Annotated in this window: 31 protein-coding genes; 18 read left to right on the top strand and 13 right to left on the bottom strand. The window is 36.8% G+C overall.

Annotated elements, in window-relative coordinates:
• The 5 genes from ISP73_07475 to ISP73_07455 form a co-directional block, all read left to right on the top strand.
• The coding region (locus ISP73_07475) for a fasciclin domain-containing protein (GenBank protein ID MBL6658420.1) at positions 1-1375 on the top strand (1375 nt) is incomplete at its 5' end.
• 100 nt (positions 1376-1475) lie between these two features.
• Positions 1476-1961 (top strand): glutathione peroxidase, encoded by a 486-nt coding sequence (locus ISP73_07470; GenBank protein ID MBL6658419.1) that lies wholly within the window; start codon positions 1476-1478, stop codon positions 1959-1961.
• The gene (locus ISP73_07465; GenBank protein ID MBL6658418.1) at positions 1961-2518 is read left to right on the top strand and encodes a heme-binding protein; all 558 of its coding nucleotides are present in this window, start codon (positions 1961-1963) and stop codon (positions 2516-2518) included. Before ISP73_07470 ends, ISP73_07465 begins: the two co-directional genes overlap by 1 nt.
• Positions 2518-3312 carry a hypothetical protein gene (locus tag ISP73_07460; GenBank protein ID MBL6658417.1) on the top strand — a complete coding sequence of 265 codons (795 nt, stop codon included), beginning with the start codon at positions 2518-2520 and terminating at the stop codon, positions 3310-3312. Before ISP73_07465 ends, ISP73_07460 begins: the two co-directional genes overlap by 1 nt.
• Positions 3309-3668 carry an NUDIX domain-containing protein gene (locus ISP73_07455; GenBank protein MBL6658416.1) on the top strand — a complete coding sequence of 120 codons (360 nt, stop codon included), beginning with the start codon at positions 3309-3311 and terminating at the stop codon, positions 3666-3668. The genes ISP73_07460 and ISP73_07455 overlap by 4 nt, the downstream gene beginning before the upstream one ends.
• Before the next feature lie 5 nt (positions 3669-3673).
• Here the strand turns inward: ISP73_07455 and ISP73_07450 are convergent, their stop codons facing one another.
• Together ISP73_07450 and ISP73_07445 are read right to left on the bottom strand one after the other, a co-directional pair.
• The gene (locus tag ISP73_07450) at positions 3674-5749 is read right to left on the bottom strand and encodes an MMPL family transporter (protein MBL6658415.1); all 2076 of its coding nucleotides are present in this window, start codon (positions 5747-5749) and stop codon (positions 3674-3676) included.
• 3 nt (positions 5750-5752) lie between these two features.
• Positions 5753-6418, bottom strand: a complete 666-nt coding sequence (locus tag ISP73_07445; GenBank protein ID MBL6658414.1) for an SDR family oxidoreductase — start codon at positions 6416-6418, stop codon at positions 5753-5755.
• 57 nt (positions 6419-6475) lie between these two features.
• On the opposite strand from ISP73_07445, the gene ISP73_07440 reads away from it, so the two are divergent.
• The 7 genes from ISP73_07440 to ISP73_07410 are packed head-to-tail and all read left to right on the top strand — an operon-like array spanning position 6476 to position 11337.
• Positions 6476-6892, top strand: a complete 417-nt coding sequence (locus ISP73_07440) for a 6-carboxytetrahydropterin synthase (GenBank protein ID MBL6658413.1) — start codon at positions 6476-6478, stop codon at positions 6890-6892.
• On the top strand, positions 6885-7574 hold the full coding sequence (locus ISP73_07435) for a GTP cyclohydrolase I (GenBank protein MBL6658412.1): 690 nt from the start codon (positions 6885-6887) through the stop codon (positions 7572-7574). Before ISP73_07440 ends, ISP73_07435 begins: the two co-directional genes overlap by 8 nt.
• Before the next feature lies 1 nt (position 7575).
• Positions 7576-9054 carry a phytoene desaturase gene (gene crtI, locus ISP73_07430; protein MBL6658411.1) on the top strand — a complete coding sequence of 493 codons (1479 nt, stop codon included), beginning with the start codon at positions 7576-7578 and terminating at the stop codon, positions 9052-9054.
• On the top strand, positions 9051-9890 hold the full coding sequence (locus ISP73_07425; protein ID MBL6658410.1) for a squalene/phytoene synthase family protein: 840 nt from the start codon (positions 9051-9053) through the stop codon (positions 9888-9890). The genes crtI and ISP73_07425 overlap by 4 nt, the downstream gene beginning before the upstream one ends.
• A complete protein-coding gene (locus tag ISP73_07420; protein ID MBL6658409.1) occupies positions 9887-10345 on the top strand; it encodes a hypothetical protein in 459 nt (152 codons plus the stop codon). Before ISP73_07425 ends, ISP73_07420 begins: the two co-directional genes overlap by 4 nt.
• A gap of 2 nt (positions 10346-10347) precedes the next feature.
• The gene (idi, locus tag ISP73_07415; GenBank protein ID MBL6658408.1) at positions 10348-10887 is read left to right on the top strand and encodes an isopentenyl-diphosphate Delta-isomerase; all 540 of its coding nucleotides are present in this window, start codon (positions 10348-10350) and stop codon (positions 10885-10887) included.
• Positions 10888-10896: 9 nt separating this feature from the next.
• Positions 10897-11337 (top strand): sterol desaturase family protein, encoded by a 441-nt coding sequence (locus ISP73_07410; GenBank protein ID MBL6658407.1) that lies wholly within the window; start codon positions 10897-10899, stop codon positions 11335-11337.
• Here the strand turns inward: ISP73_07410 and ISP73_07405 are convergent.
• From ISP73_07405 to ISP73_07395, 3 genes are read right to left on the bottom strand one after another with little or no spacing between them, the layout of a single operon-like run.
• A complete protein-coding gene (locus ISP73_07405; protein ID MBL6658406.1) occupies positions 11334-11819 on the bottom strand; it encodes a hypothetical protein in 486 nt (161 codons plus the stop codon). The two genes, ISP73_07410 and ISP73_07405, sit on opposite strands and share 4 nt — an antisense overlap.
• Positions 11820-11828: 9 nt before the next feature.
• Complete coding sequence (locus ISP73_07400) at positions 11829-12311, bottom strand: FMN-binding protein (protein ID MBL6658405.1); 483 nt, start codon at positions 12309-12311, stop codon at positions 11829-11831.
• A 50-nt stretch (positions 12312-12361) separates the two neighbouring features.
• The gene (locus tag ISP73_07395) at positions 12362-13468 is read right to left on the bottom strand and encodes a hypothetical protein (GenBank protein MBL6658404.1); all 1107 of its coding nucleotides are present in this window, start codon (positions 13466-13468) and stop codon (positions 12362-12364) included.
• 146 nt (positions 13469-13614) lie between these two features.
• Between ISP73_07395 and ISP73_07390 the strand changes: the two genes are divergently transcribed.
• The 6 genes from ISP73_07390 (at position 13615) to ISP73_07365 (ending at position 20015) form a co-directional block, all read left to right on the top strand.
• Entirely contained in the window at positions 13615-13995 is a 381-nt protein-coding gene (locus ISP73_07390) for a hypothetical protein (protein ID MBL6658403.1), read from the top strand.
• A gap of 44 nt (positions 13996-14039) precedes the next feature.
• On the top strand, positions 14040-14477 hold the full coding sequence (locus tag ISP73_07385) for a hypothetical protein (GenBank protein ID MBL6658402.1): 438 nt from the start codon (positions 14040-14042) through the stop codon (positions 14475-14477).
• A gap of 63 nt (positions 14478-14540) precedes the next feature.
• Positions 14541-16040, top strand: a complete 1500-nt coding sequence (locus ISP73_07380; protein MBL6658401.1) for a 2,3-bisphosphoglycerate-independent phosphoglycerate mutase — start codon at positions 14541-14543, stop codon at positions 16038-16040.
• A 2-nt stretch (positions 16041-16042) separates the two neighbouring features.
• Positions 16043-17434 (top strand): dipeptidase, encoded by a 1392-nt coding sequence (locus ISP73_07375; protein ID MBL6658400.1) that lies wholly within the window; start codon positions 16043-16045, stop codon positions 17432-17434.
• Positions 17435-17499: 65 nt separating this feature from the next.
• Complete coding sequence (locus tag ISP73_07370) at positions 17500-19521, top strand: thioredoxin domain-containing protein (GenBank protein ID MBL6658399.1); 2022 nt, start codon at positions 17500-17502, stop codon at positions 19519-19521.
• A complete protein-coding gene (locus ISP73_07365) occupies positions 19518-20015 on the top strand; it encodes a hypothetical protein (GenBank protein MBL6658398.1) in 498 nt (165 codons plus the stop codon). The genes ISP73_07370 and ISP73_07365 overlap by 4 nt, the downstream gene beginning before the upstream one ends.
• Here the strand turns inward: ISP73_07365 and ISP73_07360 are convergent.
• The 8 genes from ISP73_07360 to ISP73_07325 all read right to left on the bottom strand — a co-directional run.
• Complete coding sequence (locus ISP73_07360; GenBank protein MBL6658397.1) at positions 20008-20535, bottom strand: DUF393 domain-containing protein; 528 nt, start codon at positions 20533-20535, stop codon at positions 20008-20010. The two genes, ISP73_07365 and ISP73_07360, sit on opposite strands and share 8 nt — an antisense overlap.
• 48 nt (positions 20536-20583) lie before the next feature.
• Positions 20584-21435, bottom strand: coding sequence for a hypothetical protein (locus ISP73_07355; GenBank protein MBL6658396.1), 852 nt, complete (start codon positions 21433-21435; stop codon positions 20584-20586).
• A gap of 69 nt (positions 21436-21504) precedes the next feature.
• Positions 21505-21669, bottom strand: a complete 165-nt coding sequence (locus tag ISP73_07350; protein ID MBL6658395.1) for a hypothetical protein — start codon at positions 21667-21669, stop codon at positions 21505-21507.
• Between the two features lie 79 nt (positions 21670-21748).
• Positions 21749-22414, bottom strand: coding sequence for a tRNA (adenosine(37)-N6)-threonylcarbamoyltransferase complex dimerization subunit type 1 TsaB (tsaB, locus tag ISP73_07345; protein ID MBL6658394.1), 666 nt, complete (start codon positions 22412-22414; stop codon positions 21749-21751).
• Entirely contained in the window at positions 22411-23628 is a 1218-nt protein-coding gene (locus ISP73_07340; GenBank protein MBL6658393.1) for an efflux RND transporter periplasmic adaptor subunit, read from the bottom strand. Before ISP73_07340 ends, tsaB begins: the two co-directional genes overlap by 4 nt.
• A gap of 75 nt (positions 23629-23703) precedes the next feature.
• A complete protein-coding gene (locus tag ISP73_07335) occupies positions 23704-25068 on the bottom strand; it encodes a TolC family protein (protein MBL6658392.1) in 1365 nt (454 codons plus the stop codon).
• 27 nt (positions 25069-25095) lie between these two features.
• Positions 25096-25317, bottom strand: a complete 222-nt coding sequence (locus ISP73_07330; protein ID MBL6658391.1) for a hypothetical protein — start codon at positions 25315-25317, stop codon at positions 25096-25098.
• Between the two features lie 10 nt (positions 25318-25327).
• On the bottom strand, positions 25328-25753 hold a 426-nt coding region (locus tag ISP73_07325), incomplete at its 5' end, for a DUF420 domain-containing protein (protein ID MBL6658390.1).

Here is a 25753-nt window from a genome sequence, read left to right as displayed (position 1 = left end):
ACCTTCTATTATGGATATCGTAGCTAACTCTGATGCTCACAATACTTTAGAAGCAGCAATTAATGCGGCAGGACTAAACGAAACATTAGATACTGGCGGTCCATTTACATTATTTGCACCAACAGATGAGGCTTTCGCAGCGCTACCTGAAGGAACTGTCGATGACTTATTATTAGCTTTGCCTCAACTTACTGAAGTACTTTTACACCACGTGGTAGCAGGCGCTGTTATGGCTGAAGATCTAAATGATGGAGATGTAATACTAACATTAAACAATGACAATGTAACCGTTTCCGTTGATGGCATGACATATATGATTGATATGGCAACCGTTACAGCAGCAAATATAGAGGCTAGTAATGGTGTGGTACATATAATTGATATGGTACTTCTTCCAGTAACTAACGAACAAACTGTGATGAGTATCATTGAAAACTCTCCAATACACACAACCTTAGAAACAGCTATTAATGCTGCAGGCTTAGCTGAAACGCTTTCAGGCGAGGGTACATTTACAGTATTTGCTCCCTCTGACGAAGTATTTGCAGCTCTTCCTGACGGCGCACTAGACCTTATTTTAGCAAACACTGAACTTCTTACTAACCTACTATTAGGTCATGTACACGAAGGTGAGTTATATTCAGCTGATTTAACTGATGGCTTGAACGTAACTATGATGAATGAAGGAGACTTAACTGTATCAAACGATGGCATGACCATCATGATTGACGACGCAACTATTTTCCAAGAGGACTTAGCAGCAACTAATGGGGTGGTACATGTAATTGATACCATTTTACCGACAACAGTAATGGATACAATAACAGTAATGGATATCATTGAAGCATCTCCAGCACATACTACCCTGGAAGCTGCTATTAATGCTGCGGAATTAGATCAAACCCTATCTGGTGAAGGCCCGTTCACAGTATTTGCACCAACAGACGATGCTTTTGATTTACTTCCAGCTGGAACGGTTGAAGGCTTACTCGCTGATATTCCAGCCTTAACAGAGATATTATTACACCATGTTGTAGGTGCTACTGCATTATCTACAGATCTAAATGATGGCGATGTTTTAACAACATTGAATACAACCGAGCTAACTGTTTCAGTAGATGGCGGCACATACATGATTGATATGGCTACAGTAACAGCGGCCAATTTAGAAGCAGATAATGGTGTGGTACACGTTATAGATATGGTATTGATACCAGCAGATCCTACAAGCATTAATGAGTTCAATACTACAGATGTCTACATGTATACCTTAAACTTATTAGGTGAAAAAGTAGATAGAAACACCAAAAGCGAAGTTGTAATTGATATTTACACAAATGGTAAAACCATCAAAAGACTGAACTTAAACAAGTAATTCATATTTAATCTTAATTCAATTGGGAGAGCCTATGCTCTCCCAATTTTTTTCTCAAAAAATGAAACAATTACTAACAAGTATTTTAGCACTTTTTATTATGAATACCGCAACGTCGCAATCCATACATAACATTTCTATCAATACTATTGACGGAAAAGAAATACAGATGAGTGAGTTTAAAGATAAATACATTCTTATAGTAAATGTAGCATCCTATTGTGGCTACACTTCTCAGTATTCTTCTTTGCAGAAACTCCACGATACATACGACAACCTTGTTGTATTAGGAGTACCTTGCAACCAATTTGGCATGCAAGAGCCTGGTTCTGAAAAAGAAATACAAGCGTTCTGTGATAGTAAGTTTAGTATTGACTTCCCCATGACAGAAAAAGTAGATGTTAAAGGAAGTAATCAGCATAGTCTATATAAGTGGTTAACCTCAAAACGAACAAACTCTATGGATGACTATACTGTATCGTGGAACTTCAATAAATTTTTAATTAGCCCAAAAGGCGAACTACTATCCTACTACAAAAGTGGCGTTGATCCTATGGATGACAGTATTACAAATTTGATTAAGTAATGAAAAAAATTGGCTTTCTTCTTTTTACAATAGTATCTTTATATGCACTTTATGCCTTTAATGTGAGCTACAACACAAACTATACCATAATAAGAACAGTTGACTCTGTTGAGATTAGGAAATATACTAAGTCGTATTACGCTAGCTACTACTCTAGAGATAATAGTGATAATTCTAAATTTAGAGTGCTAGCAAATTACATTTTTGGTGGCAACGATAGGCAAGAGCAAATTGGAATGACATCTCCAGTAAATATGCGCATGTCTTCACAAAAAAAAGAAATGCTTTTTTTGATGCCAGATAGGTATGAAATGGAAAGTCTGCCAACTCCAGATAACAACGATATTAAGCTTATTTCTATTGACGAAAGAATTGTAGCCACCATACGTTTTTCAGGCTATGCTAACGACACCAAAGTTCAACGCAAAAAGAATGAATTGATAAGCACCCTTGACAAATATTCTATTGAGTATAAAGATGAGTTTGAGCTGCTTGTTTATGACTCTCCTTACAAAGTGCTGAACAGAAGAAATGAAGTGTTAGTGGTTCTTAAATAATGCCAGAAGGTCCAGAAGTAAAAATAGCATCCACTTATTACAATGAATTTTTTAAAGGTTCAAAGAATATTCAGTTTGAAACTTTAACAGAATACTACGAAACGAAATACTACACTGTATTCGACACCATTAAATCCCATTTAAGCAAGACCTTTCAACCAAGCTACACCATCGGCAAAAACATTTTCATCCCCTTAAAAAACAAACAATCATTTAATTTTCATTTGGGAATGACTGGCGGCTGGAGTGAACAGCTTGTCAAACACTGTCACTTTAGAGTCTATAGCGGTACTAAAGAGTTGTTTTTCAGAGATGTAAGAAAGTTTGGTAAAATGAGGATTCTCACTCAAGAAGAAATTGATAAAAAACATACTATTGAATTCGACCTTCTAAATGAGCAATACGATTTCGACGCTCACTTTACACACCTAAAAACTAAAATTAACCCTAAAAAATCTGTGAGTTCCGCCCTCATGAATCAGTCGTTGTTTCCAGGCGTAGGCAATTACATAAAATCAGAAGCGCTTTATTTTTCTAAGCTTCATCCAGAAAAAAAATGGGGAGAGCTTTCCGACAAAACTATAAAGCAACTCATCCTCAATACACAAAACATTATGCAAGGCAGCTACTCCACTGGCGGAGCAGAATTAAAAGACTTTAAAAACCCTTTTAATGAATCCACCTTTAGTCTACATGTGTATGGAAAAAAGACAGATAGTAAAGGAAATAAAGTAGAAAGTATGCTTACTTCTGACCAAAGAAAAAGCTGGTTTTGTCCAGATATTCAAAAATGAAATATTGTGTCCACTTTATATTTAAAGGCGAAAAAATTCTATTGCTAAAGCGAAAGGATTCAAACCCCTTTTATCCCGGAATTTGGACACCAATTATTGGAAAGCTAAAACAAGAAGAAGATCCTTTTAAAGCCGTTTTAAGAGAAACCATTGAAGAAACACAACTGAAAATAGATACCCCCAACTTTATAAAGCAATGCGAATTTGATAACGATGAGTATTGGTTTTTTCATTCCTCAACTTCAAATAGTATGATAGTATTAAATCACGAAAACATTCAATTTGATTTTTTTGAAAGAAATGAATTGCCCTCAAATTTATGGTCATTCTTTAAGACAATACTTAACGAAATTTAGGAGTCTTACTTTGTAAGTCTCTTGATGATAAGTGGTAAATAAACCAAATCAAAAAACACAGCTACGATAGCACTTATTATAGTAATTATCGAAAGCTGTGAAACCGATTTAAACTCAGAGAACATTATTGGCAACAAGCATATCATCACCACTAAAGTGGTTTTTATAACAGCATTTCCAGTGTTGTTCACCACTAAGTTCAGTGCATCTGCCTTACTCACATTTCGCTTTCTATGATTTGAATAAGCACTGATTACATGTATAGAGTCATCTATAATCAAACCAAAAACAATAGTAAATATAAATGCATTTGATAGGCTAAAATAAAAGCCAAAACTGTATAAAATCCCAACACAAACCACAATGGGAGCTATATTGGGCAGTATGGCAATTATAAAATAGTTGAAATCAAAATTATTGAATAGGAAAAACAATACTCCAATTGAGAATATGGCCAGAAGTAAACCATATATCAACTGCTTTGTTAAGTCATTGCCCAACAAATCGAACAAATAACCAGCCCCTGAATAATTAAATTGAACATCTTGAGGTTCGAAACGATTTTCTAGCTTTTCTAATTTTGCAAGAGTAGCAAGCGAACCCTCATCACCAGTTCTACAAATAAAAAAGTATTGGTCTTTATAATCGTCCATAGCAAAGCCCATTTTATCCAACATCAAACCATTAAAATCAGTATTGGTAAAATCCACAACAAAGCCAAGTGATTTTAGCTCATCTTCAATATCTACTAACACACTTTCGCCCTTTACCTTGTCTTTATCCAAGAAAACTGTAATTGGCTTTATACCGCCAAAGTGAGTATCAAAAAAAGCAGTCTGTTGATAAACTTCAGATTTCTTGTTGATTTCGTCCGTTAAATAATTGTCTATTTTAACATTACTGACGCCATAAAATCCTAGAACAATAAACAGAAACATAAACAAATGGAACACTCTACTTGTCTGACCATTTTTTAAAAATGCAATAAATCGGTTAGTGTTTTTTTCGAAAAAGGGAATAGGTGTTGATTGGTTAAAATTCTTATCTACACTGATGGCGTATACAAGCATAGCAACGAATAAAGTCGTAACAACTCCTATAGAAGTAATTATCCCAAAGCGTAGAATAGGAACGATATCGTTTACTAAAAAAGTCAAGAAACTCATGGCAGTAGTAATGGACGTAAGAGCAACTGCCTTACCAACTGTATTCATTCTTTTCTTAAAAAAAAGGTCAACAGAATGCCCCTTTTTCTCCTGTTTGTTTGTCAAGTGCATAATGTCAGACAAGCATACAATAAACAAAATTGCGGGGGTAATAATCATTACAAGTTCAATACCACCAAAAATAGTTTGAGAAATGCCTAGCGTAATAACTATACTGGCAATTACACTAAATACCGTTAGGGAAACTAACCTTATGTTTTGAGTAATAAACAAGAGGAATAAGAAACATAGAAGGCCACTAATAATGGTAAGAATGATAAATTCCTGAATCACCTTTTTAGAAAAATACAATTCGCTTGGAGAACGTCCACTAATATAGACATCCAACATTTTATCGGTTAGCGTAGTGGCATAAAGGGAATCAATAAAAACTTGGTTGTCCGATTTGCTCAATGCACTTTCATTCTCTACAAGGAAGAGTAATTTTCTGCCATCTTGTGATATAAAATTATTCTGATTTTGAACTATTTTTTGCTTGCTAAGATTGTAAAGAGAATCGTTTTTTAAGTTCAGCTTTCGTTTAGAAATAGGAAACAAACCGGTGTTTATTAACTCCCTATCATTGATAATACTAAAAACTCTCTTGACGTATTTCGATGATTTCAACTCCTTATGAAAAGCATTCACTTCAAGCATCTCTTGATAGCTTAAACTATCTGAAAATGAGACACCAAAAAAGACCAAATTGTTATCATCAAGAACGTTAATATCAATATTAGTAGCTTCTAACTCATTAATAATTCTCTCAGAATCAAAATAAATCTTAGCATCAGATAATTGATACAAACAGAACCCAAATACTAATAATGTAATGGCAAATAAATAGTACTTGAAACACCAAAAGAAGTTGTACATGCTTTACTTCTTTATCGTTGACAAACCACCATCAACATGAAGAACTTGTCCGGTCATCCAAGACGACTTATCAGATAAAAGAAATTCTATCGCATCGGCAATGTTTTTAGGCTGTCCTACTTTTTGTAATGGATGACGTGCATTCATTTGCTCTACTTGAGATTCCGTTCTGAATAGTCTAGTAGACAGTTTAGTTTGCACAACAGAAGGCGCTACACAATTAACCCTAACCTTTGGCGACCATTCTGCAGCTAAAGATCTACATAAACCCTCAATAGCTGACTTACATAATGAAATTGAAGAATGATAAGGCATTCCAACTTGTGCAGCCACAGTACTTATAAATACCAAAGACGAATTTTGAGCCAATTGTTTGTGAAAATGTTTAAGGATTTTAATCAATCCTAATACATTTATTTCATAATCCGTCTGAAAATCGACCAATTTAAGCCCCGAAAATGGACGAAGATTGATAGAGCCTGGAAAATAAACCAAACCATCTATTTCGCCTTCTATAGAAGGAAAAGAGCTTTCATCTTGCACATTAATCTCGTGCTGATGACTCCCAATTGGATTGGAAGTTAACTCAATGAATTCGTTCTCATTTGACGCATTTTTAACCATGTATTGAGCTATGTCGCTTGATGAACCAATAAGTAATACTTTCATTTTTTATTGCAAACTTAATACTTTTTGTATAATTTTAACCTCTGAAATTTATACAAAATGAAAAAAGTAAGGGTTATTCGCCGCGAACGCTTCAATGCAGCTCACCGATTATTCAATCCAAATTGGACTGATGAAAAGAATGAGCAAGTGTTTGGGAAATGCTCAAATAAAAATTGGCATGGGCACAACTACACTTTATTTGTTACGGTTGAAGGGCAAGTAGATGATGATACTGGTTATGTTATTGACTTAAAAATATTGAGTAACCTCATCAAAGAAAAGATAGTCAATAAGATGGACCACAGAAATTTAAATCTTGAAGTAGATTTTATGAAAGATTGCATCACTACCGCTGAGAATATTGCTGTTAAAATTTATGAACAGCTTGAGGAAGGTATAAAGTCCACAGGCAACCACCTATATAGCGTGAAGCTTTATGAGACTGAAAATAATTATGTAGAATATTATGGATAATTCAAAACAATATAACGGAACTGCTCAAATTATAGACCTCAATCCAGAGTTGAGAAATATTGGCTTTGCCGATGGTGTTAACATCGGAGGAGCTCTCAATGAATCGGAAAAAAAGGCAATGATTGAAAAAGCAGCTATTAAGTTCGGTGAATTTTTAGAAGCCTTAGGCTGCGATTGGCAAAATGACCCCAACTCTAAAGAAACTCCTCAGCGTGTAGCCAAAGCCTATGTCAACGACTTGTGGTCGGGCAGATATAATGCATTTCCAAAAATCACAACCTTTCCTAACTATGAATACGACGGAATTATCTTTGAAGGGAATATTCCTGTTATTTCAATGTGTTCGCACCACCACCAAACTATAATGGGAAAAGCACACATTGCTTACATACCTCAAATTAACCAAGAAATCATTGGTTTAAGCAAGCTTAATAGAATTGTAGAGCACTATGCTAGAAGAGGTGCTATCCAAGAAAACTTAACTGTTCGTATTCACGATGCCATCAACAAAATTGTTGAAAGCAATAAAGGTGTTGCTGTGATGATTGAAGCTTCACACAATTGTGTACAGTGCAGAGGAATTGGCCACCAAGGGACTTCAATGAAAACCTCTAAACTAACAGGTGAGTTTATAGAATCAAATAAAACACGTAACGAATTTTACGAATTCATAAAATCCTAAAATGGGAAAAGTATCAGTCATTGGTAGTGGATTTTCTGGCTTAAGTACAGCCGCCTTTCTTGCAAAAGAAGGGCATGACGTAACTGTCTTTGAAAAAAACAAAGACGTTGGTGGACGTGCTCGACAATTCCAAGCCAAAGGCTACACCTTTGATATGGGTCCAAGTTGGTATTGGATGGCTGATGTGTTTGACAAATTTTTTCATCAATTTGATAAAAAAGCAAGCGACTACTTTGAGTTAATACAACTTGACCCTGGCTTTCAAATCATATTTGAAAACCAAAAAACACTTAAGCTGTCAGCTGATTGGTCTTCCGTCCGTGAGCTCTTTGAAAGTTATGAAAAAGGTTCTTCAAAACATCTAGAAACGTTTATGAAAGAAGCCGAATACAAATACGACTTTGGCATTAACCAATTGGTTTATGAGCCGGGGTTATCTCTAAAGGAAATTTGTAAACCAGAGCTATTTACTAATGTCTTCAAACTACAGGTGTTTACCTCTTACAGAAAGCACGTTGCAAAATATTTTAAGAACCCTCATCTAAAAGCATTACTAGAATTTCCAGTTTTGTTTTTAGGAACGGCTCCCAGCCAAACCCCTGCACTATATAGTCTTATGACCTACTCAGGAATCAAAAAAGGCACTTTCTACCCTATGGGTGGCTTTGGGAAAGTAATAGACGCTTTTAAAGAAATTTGTATTGAACAGGGCGTTACGTTCCAGACAGATGAAGCCGTTGAATCGTTAAATATAGATGGCAAAAACATACAATCTATACAAACAACCAAAGGGGTTTATAACACCGATATTGTAGTAGGCTCTGCCGATTATAATCATGTGGACAACAAACTCTTACCACCAGAATACCGCAATTATAATGATGCCTATTGGGAAAAAAGAACCTTCTCTCCTTCTAGCTTATTATTTTATATTGGTGTAGATAAAAAATTGGATAAACTCATTCATCATAACTTATTCTTCGATGAAGACATCGAGCAACATACTGATGAGATATACAGCGACCCAAAGTGGCCTGAAAAACCATTATTTTATGTCTGCTGCCCCTCAAAATCAGACCCTCATGTTGCCCCAGAAGGCAAAGAAAATATTTTCTTTTTGATGCCTATTGCGCCTGGTCTTGAAGACAATGAGAAAATGAGAGAGCATTATTTCGAAATAATGTTAAAGAGACTTGAAAAATATACAGGTCAATCCATCAAAGAACACATAGAATACAAAAGAAGTTATTGTGTAAACGACTTCGTACAAGACTATAACGCCTACAAAGGGAATGCATACGGTCTTGCCAACACTTTACTTCAAACAGCAAACCTTAAACCTAAAATCATTAACAAGAAAATAAATAATTTGTTCTACACAGGCCAGCTAACCGTACCGGGGCCAGGAGTTCCTCCGTCAATTATTTCCGGTCAAGTAGTAGCTAAACATATTGTAGAATCTAATCTCATGACATTATGAAGCACTTATTCGACTCAGTTTCTGCTAAATGCAGTAAGATGACAACTATCGCTTACAGCACCAGCTTTAGCTTTGGCATCAAAGCTTTAGACAAGAAGCTACACGCACCTATCTATGGTATATACGGATTCGTTCGTTTTGCAGATGAAATAGTTGACACTTTTCACGATTACGACAAATACCATTTATTTAACAAGTTTAGAGAAGATACCATTGAGGCTATTGAATCAAAAATTAGCCTAAATCCTATTCTTAACAGTTTTCAGAAAGTAGTGAATGACTACCAAATTGAATGGAACCTCATCAATACGTTTTTAGACAGTATGGAAATGGATCTTGACGAAGAACAAAGTTATGACACCGATAAGTACAACAAGTATATCTTAGGCTCTGCCGAGGTGGTTGGACTAATGTGTCTAAAGGTTTTTGTAGATGGCGACGAAGAAAAATATGAAAGCTTAAAGCCTGCGGCTATGAGCTTAGGGTCAGCTTTTCAGAAGGTAAACTTTTTAAGAGACGCCAACAGTGACTTCTCCTACTTAGGAAGGACCTACTTTCCTGGAGTAAATATGATTGAATTTTCTGAGGAGGATAAACTCAAAATTGAAAGCGATATTGAAGAAGATTTTGATGACGCTTTGGAGGGTATCAAGAATTTACCATTCAGCTCAAGAGGTGGAGTATACTTGGCGTATATTTATTACTATAACCTCTTCAGAAAAATTAAATCTTTACCTTCTTCAAGGGTAATGGAAGAGCGCATACGCATTCCAAATACAGATAAGTTAGCACTTTTCGTTCAGTCTATGGTCAAAAACCAACTTAACCTCATATGAGAATATTATTGATTTTCATATTATCACTAAACCTTCAGTTTGTTCATGCAAGTGATTATAACTACGATGAACTACGTAGTCTATACATTTACGCTTCAAATGATGAAGTAGAATGTCAAAAGCTACTCAAACTTACCGAAGGAAGTGTATTAGAAGAAGATATAATAGCATATTCTTATCATGGCGTTTCAAAAATGCTTAACAGTAAATTTTCACTTAACCCATTTTTTAAATTTTCAGAATTCAACACTGGAAAAGATATGCTTGAAGAAGCCATCAGCTTAGAACCTAACAATCTTGAGTTGCGTTTTCTGAGGTATTGTGTACAAATAAATACGCCTAAGTTCCTAAACTATAAAGCGAATTTAGATGCTGACAGCCTATTTATTTCTAATCAATTAGAATCAAATGTTGAATTGAAATCATTTATTAACCCAATCTTTAATGCACTGTAATTATGGAAGAGCAAGTCATTCTTGTCGATACTAAAGACAACCCAATAGGAAAGATGAATAAGCTAGAAGCTCATCAAAAAGGCCTTTTACATAGAGCCATATCTATTTTTATATTCAATTCAAATGGAGAAATGCTCATCCAAAAAAGAGCCCTACACAAATACCATACACCCGGATTGTGGAGTAATAGTGCATGCAGCCACCCAAGAGCAAATGAATTCACAAAACAGGCTGCTGAACGCCGACTAAAAGAAGAAATGGGAATTACTTGTGATTTATATTTTTCATTTAGTTTCTTATACAAAGCGAATTTTGAAAACGGACTTGTTGAAAATGAACTAGACCATGTTTTTATCGGATTTTCTGATGATAAACCAATGTTTAATCCCTCTGAGGTCTGTGATTACAGATATATTTATTCTGAGCAGCTTTTAAGAGAAATCGAAAGTTCTCCAGAACAATTTACACCTTGGTTCAAAATATGTTTAAATAAAGTATTAGAAAGCCATTATTACCTTCAAAAAAATGCACTAATTGCTTAATTTTGCACTATGAGTTTGATAACAGCTTTTCTGGTAATTTTCGCGACATTTTGGACGATGGAGTTTGTCGCTTGGGCTACACACAAATACGTTATGCATGGCTTTTTGTGGAGTCTACATAAAGATCATCATCAAGTTGATAAGACCAAAATATTTGAAAATAACGATGCTTTCTTTTTGATTTTCGCCATCCCTGGCTCTACATTAATAATGTTTGGAGCGCCTCTATTTTTCCATATAGGAATTGGAATTACGCTATACGGATTTGCTTATTTCTTTATTCATGAAGTGTTTATACATCAGAGAATAAAAATGTTTCGCAATACCAAGTCCAACTACCTAAAAGCCATAAGGCGAGCCCATAAAATCCATCATAAAAATTTAAATAAAGAAGATGGGACGTGTTTTGGAATGCTTATAGTCCCTTTTAAGTATTTAAAACTTAGCTAGTTTTTCGTTAGCAAAAGATTCTTTAGCAAGACCAGAACCATGCAAACTATTGATAGATGCATCAATATTCCTGATACCATTATAACATATTTCACCCAAGTTATACCGTGCCACATCATCCACAAGCCACCAAAGGTTACTATCAAGGAAAGTGTGGGCTCAATCATCAGAACAGATTTGAAAAATGCAGGTAAAGTAGTGAAGTACACCATTAGAGAAAGGACAACAAACAATAAAGAAAGGGTAATCACATGGCTGTGAATTATTCCATGTAGCTCACGCTCAGACATTTTAAAATGTAGCTCATCTGCCTGTTCATCAAATTCATTGCCCAACACATTTTCTTGAATACCCTCTGCTTTAAAGTCAGTCGTATGCTTCAACATATCTAAGCCTGAAAAATAACCAAATGCAAGTGCTAACAGGAAAACCGATAAGGAAAATCTTAATGACTTTGGTAATTGATGAAGTTTGAAATCCATTGTTAACTGTTAAAGTTGGCTACTTTGCCAATTTCTCATTTTTTGAGTCAGTGAATATACGGCCATTTTCATAGACTCAACAGAAATTGTAGCCCCTGAAATAGCTTGCACATCATTTACCTCTCGACTAAGGAACTGTTTTAACCAACGTTTGTTGGCAATTTCTCCACCGTAATTCTCTCTATATGTCAGGACGCGTAGCTTGAGCAACTCCATATCAGATGAATAAATAGCCATAAAATCAAACATGTCATGCTTGCTTGGTGCTTGTTGAATACAAGCATAACCTAATATACTATCAGAGGAGATAAGTTGGTAGTAATTCGAACTGATATCAATAGCTGATTTGCTATATTCTACTTCGAAATAGTGTTCTAGCGTACTTTCTGCTTTGGCTAATGCCTTTTTTGACGGCTGCCATTGACAGTATGCCGAAAATGGCAAGAAACAGAAAAAGAGTATTCCCATCCAAAGGGTAGGAAATACTCTCATCACTTTTACCGATTTTTTAAAACTCTTGTTATAAACCAATTTTTAAAGTATTAGAACCATACGGCAACGCCAAGGTTAAAGTGTTTCGTTTCATCTGTGGACGCCTCATTGCTCTTTAATTGATAATCCGCTTTAAAAGCCGCTCCTTTATTTAGTTTGTATGTAAGGCCGAAGGTCTTATCTGTTCTGTCGTAAGCAAGATTTGCATCAAAACCATCCGTCTCTTCATGAGTGTTGTAGTTTTCATATCGAGCAAATGCAATTAATTCATTTTCTGACTTCCCTTCTAACAGATTATAACCTGCTTCAACATAATATCCCAATAATTTTGAACCTACATCGCTAGACGTTTTAGCATTATACTCCGCTGTATTTTCTAAATCAGCAAACGTATACTGACCTCTAGCCTGGAAAGCACCATTGTTATATCGAGCATCTATGCCCATCATAGTCACCCCTACTTGTGTTGAATCAGCTTCAAAATCAGTTGTCTCAGAATTTCCTTGGTAGAAAGAAGCACCAAAGTTCCAGCCCAGCATCCCGTAGTAAGAGACTCTACCAGCAAAGTCAAAATCAGAAACTATTGCCTCAGCACCTTTCTGACGACCACTTCTAATACCGTTACTTCCTGAGAAGTTAGCATCGCCATTGTCGTATCCTAAAGGACCATTAACTACCATTAGCTGATAATTCAACGATTGCTCATCTAATCGACCACTTAGACCTACACCAATCTCTCTCCAAGTAGTTGGGATAATATATGTATCTACATTTGTTCTCTCAACACCATTGAATGTTGGAGGCTCGTGGTATAAATTTTGAATACCCATTGGTATTAACATTAAACCAGCTTGAAGACTCATATTGTCTTTAATTTTATAGTCCAAAAATACCTGTTCAACATAAAGCTCTACGATGTGCTCATATTCAACTTCTGAAACAAAAGTCACCTTATCACTGAATTTATAACCTAAAAATGTAACCAAACGGTGAACATCAAGTTTACCATTAGAATTCATCTTATTGTCATCATCCAAATTAAAGTTGCCATCAATTTGCCCATAACCACCTATGATTAACTTTTCATCAGATCCCAAAATGTTTTCAGCTGTATTTTGAGCAAACAATGAAATAGAAAACCCAAGAGTTAACGCCATTAATAATCGAAATTTTATTGTCATTTTTATAGAGTTTAGATTTTAATTTCTGCAAATATATGCAGTTTGTTTTTATTTAGACTAATTTTAAATAAGGTTTTTTTTAATAATTTTTTTTCTTCTGATAATTGCACTAATTTAGAGGCATGAAAAACTACTTATTAATATGTATTATACTTTTGAGCTGTACCCCTCAAGAGTTTTTAATCTCCTCAACATACCAACATTGGGTGGGTGGCAGAAAAGAGAGTGGGTCAGGCACTAACTATAAGTTTACCTTAGTTACCCCTGAAGGTCACACTAACTTTAAAGTGAAAGGGATTTATGCTCACAATACAGTTTTAAGATTTAGTATGATTCCTGAAAACTTTGAAAAGGGCGACACTTTAAAAATCAATGCTTATAAAAGCCAAGAAAAGTATCAAACAGACTCTATTGATGCTATTATTATTTATCAGTTATTTGATAAAGATTATCCCCTCCCTATTCAAGAAATGACTGAATTGGACAAATTATACTACCCGTAAACTAAACACATTAAAATGTTCAATACATTAAATCCTACAACTAAATGAAAACAATTAAAACTACAGTACCAAGGTGGTTTTGGTTTATAACAGTTATTTCACTTTTGTGGAATATTATTGGTGTATTATCATTTATTGGGCATACATTTATTACCAATGAATCTATACAATCATTATCAGTAGAAGAACAAGCCCTTTATAGCGAATATCCTTTATGGACTACTATAGTGTTTGCTATTGCTGTTCTGACAGGATTATGGGGTTCTATCACCCTTTTAGTGAGAAAACAAATATGTCAATCCATATTTCAAATTTCATTACTTGCCATACTCATTCAAATGACGCATAATATCTTTTTTACAAAATCCATTGAAGTGTATGGGCTTCAACAAGCCATTACTATGCCAATTATAGTTATAATTTATGGTGTCTTTTTAATCTGGTTTTCTAGATATTCTATCTCAAAAAATTGGCTTACTTAATAAAAACTTCTTTTCTGTTATTCGTTTTATTTTTGCCAATAAAGAAATTATCTTTGTAGCACTATGCGAGGAAAGAAAACGGTTTTAATGATTTTGGACGGATGGGGACATGGTGACCGAACTAAATCTGATGCTATTCACCATGCCAATACCCCATTTATTGACTCTTTATACCATTCCTACCCAAACACCGAATTACAAACAGACGGCTTAGCAGTAGGTTTGCCTGAAGGGCAAATGGGTAATTCTGAAGTAGGACACCTCAACATTGGAGCAGGAAGAGTCGTATACCAAGACTTAGCCAAAATAAACAAGGCTTGTGCTGAAAACACACTGGAGAGCATGCCAAAACTACAAGACTCTTTTCGGTACGCTATAGAAAATAATAAGCCCTTACACTTAATGGGACTAGTGTCCGATGGGGGTATCCACTCCCACTCAACTCACCTTTTTGAATTGTGCAGACTAGCCAATAAAGCTGGCCTAAAAGAAGTCTATGTTCACGCTTTTACAGACGGAAGAGATACCGACCCTAAAAGTGGAAAAGGATTTTTAGAAACATTAGAAGATAACTTGCATGGAGCAAAAATAGCATCCATATGTGGGCGTTACTATGCCATGGACAGAGACAATAGATGGGAACGCGTAAAACTAGCTTATGACCTATTGGTAAAAGGGGATGGAGAACACTTCAATACAGTTAGCGAAAGCGTACAAGCATCTTACGACAATGGTGTAACGGACGAATTTATTAAGCCTATAATCCTATCAAAAAACGGAACTATAAAAGAAGGAGACGCTGTTATCTGTTTCAATTTCCGTACCGACAGATGCCGAGAAATCACTACCGCTCTTTCTCAAAAAGATATGCCAGAGCATGGAATGCAAACTCTAAAGTTGCATTATACAACCATGACGATGTACGATAAAAACTTTAACGACGTCAAGGTCATTTTTGAAAAAGATAACCTTAACAATACACTTGGACAAGTGATAGCCGAAAATGGACTAAAACAAATCCGAATTGCTGAAACTGAAAAATACCCTCACGTTACCTTTTTCTTTTCTGGTGGTAGAGAAGCTGAGTTTAGAGGCGAAAAACGCCTCATGGCAAGTTCACCAAAAGTAGCTACATACGACTTGCAGCCAGAGATGAGTGCCCATGAAATCGTAGATAAAATAGTCCCTGAGCTAGAACAAGGTACAGCAGATTTTGTATGTCTAAACTTTGCCAACCCAGATATGGTTGGACACACTGGGGATTACAGGGCCATTGTAAAAGCGGTAGAAACCGTAGACCAATGCACTAAAGAAGTTGTTAAGGCTGGTTTAAAAAGCGATTACGCTTTTATAATAATAGCCGACCATGGCAATGCCGATTTTGCTGTTAATGAAGATGGAAGTCCGAATACAGCACACACTACAAATCCAGTACCATGCTTTCTACTCAATAGCGAACACACAAGCATTAAAAAAGGAAAATTGGGCGACATTGCCCCAACAGTATTAACCCTCATGGGAATAGACATTCCCAAAGAAATGACCGGAGAAACATTAGTATAATTATGGAACACATCAACCACTACATTTCAGAACACAAAGACCGATTTATCAACGAGCTAATGGATTTACTACGTATTCCATCCATTAGTGCCGATCCAGCCTATGCTGATGATGTACACGCTTGCGCCAAAGCCGTTGAAAGTCACCTTATAAAAGCAGGCGCAGACAATGTAGAAATCTGTCAAACGCCAGGCTACCCTATTGTCTATGGCGAAAAAATTATTGACCCTAACTTACCCACTGTTTTGGTATATGGACACTATGATGTACAACCAGCAGACCCTCTTGAATTATGGGAAAGCGGTCCATTTGAGCCTGTTATTAAAAAGACAGACATTCACCCCGACGGCGCTATATTCGCTAGAGGAGCTTGTGATGATAAAGGACAAATGTATATGCACGTCAAAGCCTTTGAACTGATGATGCAAACCAATTCATTGGCATGCAATGTGAAGTTTATGATTGAAGGCGAAGAAGAGGTAGGCTCAGATAATTTGGGCGACTTCGTAAAAGCCAATAAAGAACGTTTGAAGTGCGATGCTATACTTATTTCCGATACTGGAATTATTGCCAACGACACCCCTTCTATCACAACTGGACTCAAAGGCTTGAGTTATGTAGAAGTAGAAGTTACAGGTCCAAACAGAGACCTTCACTCTGGATTGTATGGTGGAGCAGTAGCTAATCCTATCAACATTTTGTGTGAAATGATTGCCTCATTAAAAGATGAAAACAACCATATTTCCATACCTGGATTCTACGACAATGTAATGGAATTATCTATGCAAGAAAGAGAAGATATGGCACGTGCACCGTTTTCCTTAGACGATTATAAAAAAGCCTTAGACCTCAGCGATATTCACGGTGAAGAAGGCTTTACTACTATGGAACGTACAGGCATTCGTCCAACCTTAGATGTCAATGGAATATGGGGTGGATATACTGGTGAAGGGGCAAAAACAGTCATCGCCTCCAAAGCCTTTGCAAAAATATCCATGCGATTAGTCCCCAATCAAACAGATGAAGAAATTACCAAACTATTTGAAAACCATTTCAAGAGCATAGCTCCAAAAAGTGTAAAAGTAGACGTTCGTCCCCATCATGGAGGCGAGCCTTACGTTGCACCAACAGATAGCCCTGCCTACTTAGCGGCAAGTGCTGCTATGGAAAGCACCTATGGTAAAAAGCCTGTGCCGGTAAGAAGCGGAGGAAGTATTCCTATTGTGGCTTTGTTTGAACAAGAGTTAGGAGTAAAATCTATACTTATGGGCTTTGGATTAGATAGTGATGCCATACACTCACCAAACGAGCATTATGGTATTTTCAATTATCTAAAAGGCATTGAAACCATTCCTCATTTTTACACAAACTTCAAGGCAGAATTTAAGGGATGAAACCCCTTGCATTTGCAATTGTTACCTTAGGATTAATAACCCGTTGTAATGGACAAAACCCAAAGATGAAAAATCATGCTCATACCAATGCGCTTATCAATGAAACAAGTCCGTATTTGTTGCAACACGCTCATAATCCAGTCAACTGGTACCCGTGGAATGAGGAAACATTAGCCAAAGCAAAGTCAGAAGGAAAGTTACTCATCATCAGCATCGGCTACTCCGCTTGCCATTGGTGTCATGTTATGGAGCACGAAAGTTTTGAGGACGAGGAGGTTGCACAAATTATGAACGATCGTTTCATAAATATTAAGGTAGATAGAGAAGAACGACCGGATGTTGACCAAGTGTATATGGAGGCTGTTCAACTCATGCAACAGCGAGGGGGCTGGCCACTCAACTGCATCGCCTTACCAGATGGTAGACCCGTTTGGGGCGGCACCTACTTCCCTAAAGGGCGGTGGATGGAACAAATTGAACAAGTAGCTAACTTCTATGTGCAAAAGCCAAAGGAAATGCTAGAGTATGCCGAAAAATTGGCAAAAGGCATTCAACTATCAGAACTGGTAACTTACAATTCTGAAGAAGCCTCTTTTTCTTGGAACGATTTGGAGAGTATGTTGAACGTTTGGCAGAGTCAGTTTGATAATAAAGAAGGTGGTCCTAACAAAGCCCCCAAATTTCCCATCCCTAACAACTACCAATTTTTAATGCGCTATGCCCATTTAAGAAAGGATAATCAACTCCATGAATACGTTCAACTTACTCTGGACAAAATGGCTTATGGTGGCATCTATGACCAAGTGGGCGGTGGCTTTGCTCGCTACTCTACGGACAAACTGTGGAAGATTCCCCACTTTGAAAAAATGCTTTACGATAATGCTCAACTGGTGAGTTTGTATAGCGAAGCATTTTTAGCCTATGGCAAACCGCTATACCAAGAAACAGTAGTGCAAACCCTAGAGTTTATTGAGCGAGAACTTAGCGATACAAGTGGCGCTTTTTATTCTGCTTTAGATGCCGATAGTGAAGGCGAAGAAGGCAAGTTTTACATTTGGAAGAAAGAGGAGTTAAAAGCCCTTATTGGCAACGATTACGCCCTCTTCTCTAACTACTACAATGTGGATAGCAAAGGCTTTTGGGAATATGGAAATTACATTTTGCTAAGGGACAAATCCGATTTAGAATTTTGTCAAAAAGAGAAAATTGAACCATCAACTTTTAGAGAAAAAGTAAGGTCTTGGAACACACTTTTATTACAAGAAAGAGAGAAGCGTGAACGACCAGGCTTGGACGATAAATCCTTAACCTCTTGGAACGCAATGATGTGCAAAGGCTATGTTGATGCCTATTTGGCTTTTGGCAATACAGGCTACCTCAACAAAGCCATTAAAAACGCCAATTTCATTCTTAATCAGCAACTACAAACGGACGGCAGTCTGTGGCATTCCTATAAAAACGGAAAGTCCACCATCAATGGGTTTTTAGAAGATTATGCCTTTACCATTGAAGCCTTTGTTCGATTGTATGAAGCTACTTTTGAGGCGAAATGGCTAAGACATTCTGAAGCCTTAGTGAGTTACTGTAAAAGTCATTTTTACGATACCGAAAGCGGTATGTTTTATTTCACTTCATCTCTTGATGCTCCACTAGTTGCACGTAAGATGGAGGTCAACGATAATGTGATACCAGCCTCCTCGTCTACTATGGCAAACAACCTCTTCTTATTGGGGCAACTGTTAGGCAATGAAGACTATTTACAAATGGCAAAGGTGCAACTCAATAACATTAAAGCACAGCTGCCCTCTTACCCTTCAGGCTATTCCAATTGGGCAAGCCTGATGCTAAAGAATATTGCTCCATTTTATGAGGTTGCCGTAGTTGGTGCAAATGCTAGTTCAACTGCTCTAGAACTATACCAAAAGTACCACCCCAACACCTTATTGCTAGGGAGTACTGATGAAAGCGATTTGCCTTTACTAAAAAACAAAATGGTAAAGGAGCAAACTACCATTTACGTCTGTCAGAACAAAAGCTGTCAGTTACCCACAACGGAGATTAAACAAGCATTAAATTTAATACAATGACCTATTTCAAAGAAGAACAGTATTTCAGACAAAAATTACTCTGGCTAGTCATTTTATTTTTCCCTGCCTTTTCCTTGTACGGTATCTATGAGCAGGTGCTAATGGGTAATGTCATTGGAGATAAACCCCTAAGCGATGGAGGACTTGTTAGCTTTTCATTAATTGTAGGCTTGGGCTTGCCCGTAGCCTTTTGGTTTATGAAGCTCAAACTCAGGGTAAGTGATAAGGGTTTGCACTATCAGTTTTTTCCCATTCATCTTAAGGAACGCCTTATTGCTTTTGAAGAAATTAAAAGCTACAAAGCCCGTACCTATTCGCCTCTCAAAGAGTTTGGCGGTTGGGGTATTCGTTTTGGTTTTGAAAGTAAAGCCTACAACGTTAGTGGCGACAAAGGCTTACAGCTAGAACTGGAAAACGGTAGAAAAGTACTCTTTGGCAGCCAAGACCATAAAGCTCTTGAGAAAGCTATGAAAAAGGCAGAAAAAACTAGCTAGGCGAACAGTCTTCCTCTTTGCAGTGCAAGGGAATGATTTGACGTTTTACCGCCAGTTCATTATAGCCCCAATGCCCCAATCGACTGATTTTTAAAAGAAAAAATAAGGGAACGAGAAGCCACAAAAGAGGCAAACGCAAAACAATTTGCCATACACTATCGAAACCGTAATAAACGGTTGATTGAGGGGTAAGCGATGCCAATTGTTGCAGTCCTTTTTCTTTAGAAATGAGTGTACCTTCGTAAGTACGAATGTCCTTTTGTTGGATATTACCAAAAACATCCAAGTTCTTGAGCCAACGACCAAAACGCACACACATAGGACACCAATTATCTATGTAGATAGTTAACACCCTACAAAGATAGTGAATGCTTATTTCTTTTTTAGAAAAAGATAAAATTGAGCAGCCCACTTGTGCAATAGAGGGACAACAAAAACTGCTGCCCCCTAATATTGGAAGAGGTGATAAATCATTTGAGGCTACTAGAAATATTTCAGCCACAAATAGTATAGAATGCATACTATCAAAGCCGTTACATCATTCCACAAGATTTTTTTCACTTCAAAATTATCGTTCCGTATGCAAAGTACAGCCAGAATCGCAGCCATCACAATACACTACTAGACCATATTTTTCGGATTTTCGTTTACAACTCCCCGAACATCCACTACAAGTACTAGCAGAAGAATTAATATTATTAGCTTTTCTCAAAGTATATAATAACCCTGGTTCAAGATTATCATAAGGAACTGCTAATAACACTTTATGGTCATAAACAGCAAAAGGAACATAAACTGTATTCTCAGTCAAACTAATTTCTTCTACTGGTTTTTCCCAAACCCTCTCCAATAGCAAATCAACCTCATTAGCAACTTGTGTGTAAAAATGCTCCGTCATATACGGTAAAGCTATCCATTCTTGTATATTGCAAATTGGATGGATAGGATTAAATCCAGCAAGTGCACTAAAAAATGCATCATCTCCAGTTTGTGGAATTTTAATAAAACTAATTGTAGATGTAATATATTGATTATTGGAAGACGTTCCAACGCAAGTAGAACAGCCCTCAGTAAAACACCCCGTTTTCCCTCCAGCAGTAAAAGGTTTACAAGCTCCGTCTCCAGAAGTGCAATCACATCGTATACTGCCACTTGATGTTGATGCAAGTGCCTTAGTCTCATCTTCATTCATTGATATAAACTCATACCCTTGAGGAAGGGTAAAGTCAATAGCTTCATCCAATAAAAGAGACTTCTCAAACTGTGTGCCTTCAGGGAATATAAAAATGGTTTCTCTTTGTTTTAATTGCTTAACATAAGGTTCTTCTACTCCACCCTTGCTACAAGACGTCAAAACAACTGCTCCAAAGAGCACAGCAATAACTACTAAAGTTATCCTTTTAAAATTTAGTTTTTTCATAACACATTTAATTTTTTAAGTTAAAAATTACGACAAAGCTAATGGCTCAGCGTCTCATTTAATGAGACGCTAAAACAGTTTTTCCATAAGCTCTAGCTTACTTAGCTCAAATTTTTCGGTGTAAGAGTATACTTTAGTTAGTGGGCAACAGCGAAGCTGATAGGAGTTAACTTTTCTTCCTGTGTAAAGTAATCGATGAAGAGTGTAAATACGTCTAATTTGTAAAGAATTCATGCTTTAAGATTTAAAAAAATTGGGCTTTATAAATGTATACTGCAATTTATAAAAAAACATTCACTATGTTAAGTGAGTGTTACTTCTTCACCCCTGCTATAAATTCCTTAAGGTAAAAAGGCTCGTAATAGGCTAGATCTTCAAAGGCTTTAGCAGAAAAATTTTGGTGAGCTAAGGCAATCATTCCACGAGCAGAGGGGTAAATACCCAATTCAAAATGGGCGTTGGGGTGTGTTAAAGTATCTTGGCATTTGTCGGCACCATCGCCAAAAAATAAAATCTTCGTTTGCTCTAATTCCTCAGCAAAACTATCGGCATCAATCACCTTAGCACTAACAGGGCTTTGCTGTTTACCAAAGAACGCACAATAGACTTCCATTCGTCTGGCATCTATCATAGGGCAAAGGGTGAAATCGGGGTAATCCTCTGAAATAAGCTGTGCCATAGCTTCCAAAGTAGAAATGGAAATAAGGGGAATATCCAAAGCATAACATAATCCTTTGGCAGTGGACACGCCTATGCGTAAGCCGGTATAAGAGCCTGGACCAGAACTTATAGCTATAGCGTCTAGGTCCTTAGTGCTCAAATGGTGTTTTGCAAGAATGTCTTGAATGAAAACCGTAAGCTGTTCGGAATGCGAATACTTTTCAGATACTTCCTCAAAGCAATCGATGAGTTGCCCGTCTTTTGCCAAAGCTATGGAACAACTCTTAGTGGCTGTTTCTATGCTAAGAATATAACTCATTGGCTACTGCTTACTGAAATAGAAAATGAGGAACCTCCAGCTGACCCATCAGCAGATTTAGATACAAAAGCACCGTCCTCTAATAGTCGAGATACGGCACTATAAGGTCCTGTTATCACATCTTGTCCATCTTCCAAACCACTTAAGATTTGTATATACTCATCGTTCTGAATACCCGTTTCTACCTTTATGAAATTAGCGGTATTTTCTTCAAATGCGAATACACATTCCACCTTATCGTCTGTATTGGCAGTGTCTTTTCTGGTGGTTACGGCTTGTATAGGTAAAGACAATACACCATAAGCACGTTCGGTTTGTATGTCTACTGTAGCAGTCATTCCTGGTCGGAAAGAAACTTCATCTAATATCCTAACTTTTACTTCAAAATTGGTAACCTGATCGGCACTAACACCCATAACATTGGCTGAATTAGCTATTTCAGAAACTATGCCTTTGTAGGTATTGCCTAAATAGGCATCTACTTCAATGATAGCAGTATCGTTTAAACTTACACTGTTAATATCGTTTTCATTCACCTCAACGGCTACTTCCATGAGGTTAAGATTTGCCAAATGCAAAAGCTCTGTTCCTGCCATCTGTGCTGTTCCTACAACACGCTCACCTAATTCAATATTTAGGCGTGAAATAGTGCCGCTAATAGGAGCGTAAATATTGGTTTTGTTTAAATTTTCCTGTGCTTCTCTCAAAGAGGCTTCGGCACTTGATACCATGTACTCCCCATCTTCTACGCTTAATACTGCTACTTTGTATGAGGCTTCTATTTTTTCAAATTCAGATTTTGAGATGGTGCCGTTTTCGAATAAGATTTTGTTTCTACTAAAGTTCGACTCGCTTTCCGAAAGCTGAGCAATGGCTTTTTCTAAAGCCGATTTAGAGGTATTCAAAGAGGCTTGGCTTCTCTCCAACATGGACTGATAAGTATCGGGTTTTATTTTTAATAATAAGTCGCCTTTTTCAACCCTATCGCCTTCCATAACGTAAAGGCTTACTATCTCTCCGGAAACATCTGGTGAAATTTTCACTTCTGTTTCTGGCTGTATTTTACCACTTGCCGATACGGTTTCTATAAGGTCTCTTTTCTCCACTAATTCAGTGCTAACAGAAATAGGCTCTTCGTTAGAAATCCAACCTACTTGAGTGGCAATGAAAAATAATAAGGCAATGCCTCCAATGGCTAGTCCTGAAACCTTCATCCATTTGGTGTCCTTTTTTCTTCCGAAGTAGAACAAAGTAACTCCTATAATAATAAATAATACTGCTTTCATAATCTAAAAAGTGAGGGGTTTGCCCATGTAAAAATCTAACATTTTGGTTTTAAAAATGTAATCGTACTTTGCTTGTAATAGGTCTGTTTCAGCTCTAAACAAGGTGTTTTTTGCATTGTTGTAATCGTATGAGGTAATGAGCTGTAAATCGTATTTCTCTTGTGTGTATTGAAAAGACTGCTTTTGAAAATCGACCGTTTTCTTTGAGGCTAGGTATTTCTTATGTGCTGAAAGGGCATCATTTTGAGCCTGCTCAATGGTTTTTCTCAAATCGTTTTTGGATTGCTGTAATCTGTATTGCGACTGCAAGACGCCTATTTTTGCCTGACTGATTCGGTTATTGGCTTGCCATCCATTAAATATTGGTATACTCAAATTCAAGCCTATGGATTGACTTACATTATCGTTAAACTGGTCTTCAAAAGAGTAGTCTTCATACATTGGTAATGGCAAAGTTGCTAAGGAATCATAACCTACAAACTTGCGACTTGCCGAAGAATAAGCCGTTCCTAAACTTGCAGACATGCTTAAGCGCGGGCTTCGCCCTCCCTGAGCTATGGCTAAAGAACGTTCTGAACTTTGCAACTTTGATTCTGCACTTTTGACGTTTGGCAAATTCTCAATGGCTTGATTGTATACGTCATTGGTATTCAGAGCGGTAAATTGCTCGGACGGTTCCACCTCAAAATCTACAATGCTAAAATCATCAGTAGATGGTAAATCCAATAGTTGTTTAAGATTCAGTAATGCTATATCTCTTTGGCTTTCAGCATTGATAAGCTGCAACTCTTCTTGTGCCTTTTGTGCTTCGGTATTTAATAAGTCTCCTGCTGGCAAACTGCCCACCTCTACCATATTACTAATTCGCTGCACTTGCAAGTCGGATACATCAACTTTTTGCTGACTTACCAATATCAAGTCTTCATTATATAACAATTGCAAATAAGCTGTTACAATATTTACTGAAATATCATTAGCCATTTTCTCAGCATCGTACTTTGAGGCTAAGTAATCGTAATTACTTTTACGGATATTATTAAGATTTTGAAAACCATTGAAGAGTGTAACGGATGAACTTAACCCAAAGTTGTTATTACGTATTCTGTCGACCGTAATTTCGTTGGTAACGGGGTCAATATTCCGTCCGAAATTTGTGTTGTCGGAAATGTTACCGTTCAAAGATGGCAACAAACCCATTTTAGATTGAAAAAAATTTTGCTTAGACAAGTCCGCATTCAAATAGGCTTGTTTTATTGTAAGGTTATATTCTTGGGCGTAGCGCAAACATTCTTCTAAAGTCCATAACTTTTGAGAGAATAGGTTAAGTGTAAGCGTACTACAAAAAAGCAGAAAAAGGATTTTCTTCATATCAACAAAGTTAGATAAAACTATGGACTATGCTTTTTGACGCTTATTGTACTTTGACCATATCAAAGCTACAATAGCCAAAGCAATGTATGGCATCACCATTAAATAGAGAATACCATCATTGAGACCGGCACCAATACTACTGCCTCCTTCGATATTACTTTCTACAACAGATTTACACATGGCACACTGTGAAAAAGCGTCTATACAGGTAAACAGAGTTAAAACAAATAATAATGCTTTTTTCATAGGTACAAATTTAAGCATAATACGGCATCATAAAAAGATAAACCAACACGCCTGTGATGGCAACGTACATCCAAATGGGAAAAGTCCATTTTACGATTTTTACATGCTTCTGAAATTCACCTGTAACCCCTCGATATATTGCTAGTAAGGCAAGTGGCAATACTGGAATGGACAATAAAATATGGGAAATAAGAATGAAAAAGTAAGTGGGTCTCAACCATCCTTCTCCACCATAAGGCACTGGTGAATTAGATAATTTTGAAATTACATAAGAGACTAAAAATATAGCTGATAGTATGAAAGCACTCATCATGGCAATTCTATGAAGTGCTATCTTCTTGTTTTTTATCCAGACGAAACCTACAAACAAGAGGACTGCTGTAGACGCATTTAAGACCGCATGAAAAAAGGGTAATGACCCCAAGTCTGCACCACC

The sequence above is a fragment of the Flavobacteriales bacterium genome, assembly GCA_016779935.1.
Lineage (GTDB): Bacteria > Bacteroidota > Bacteroidia > Flavobacteriales > UBA7312.
This window is presented reverse-complemented; position numbering and strand designations above follow the sequence as displayed.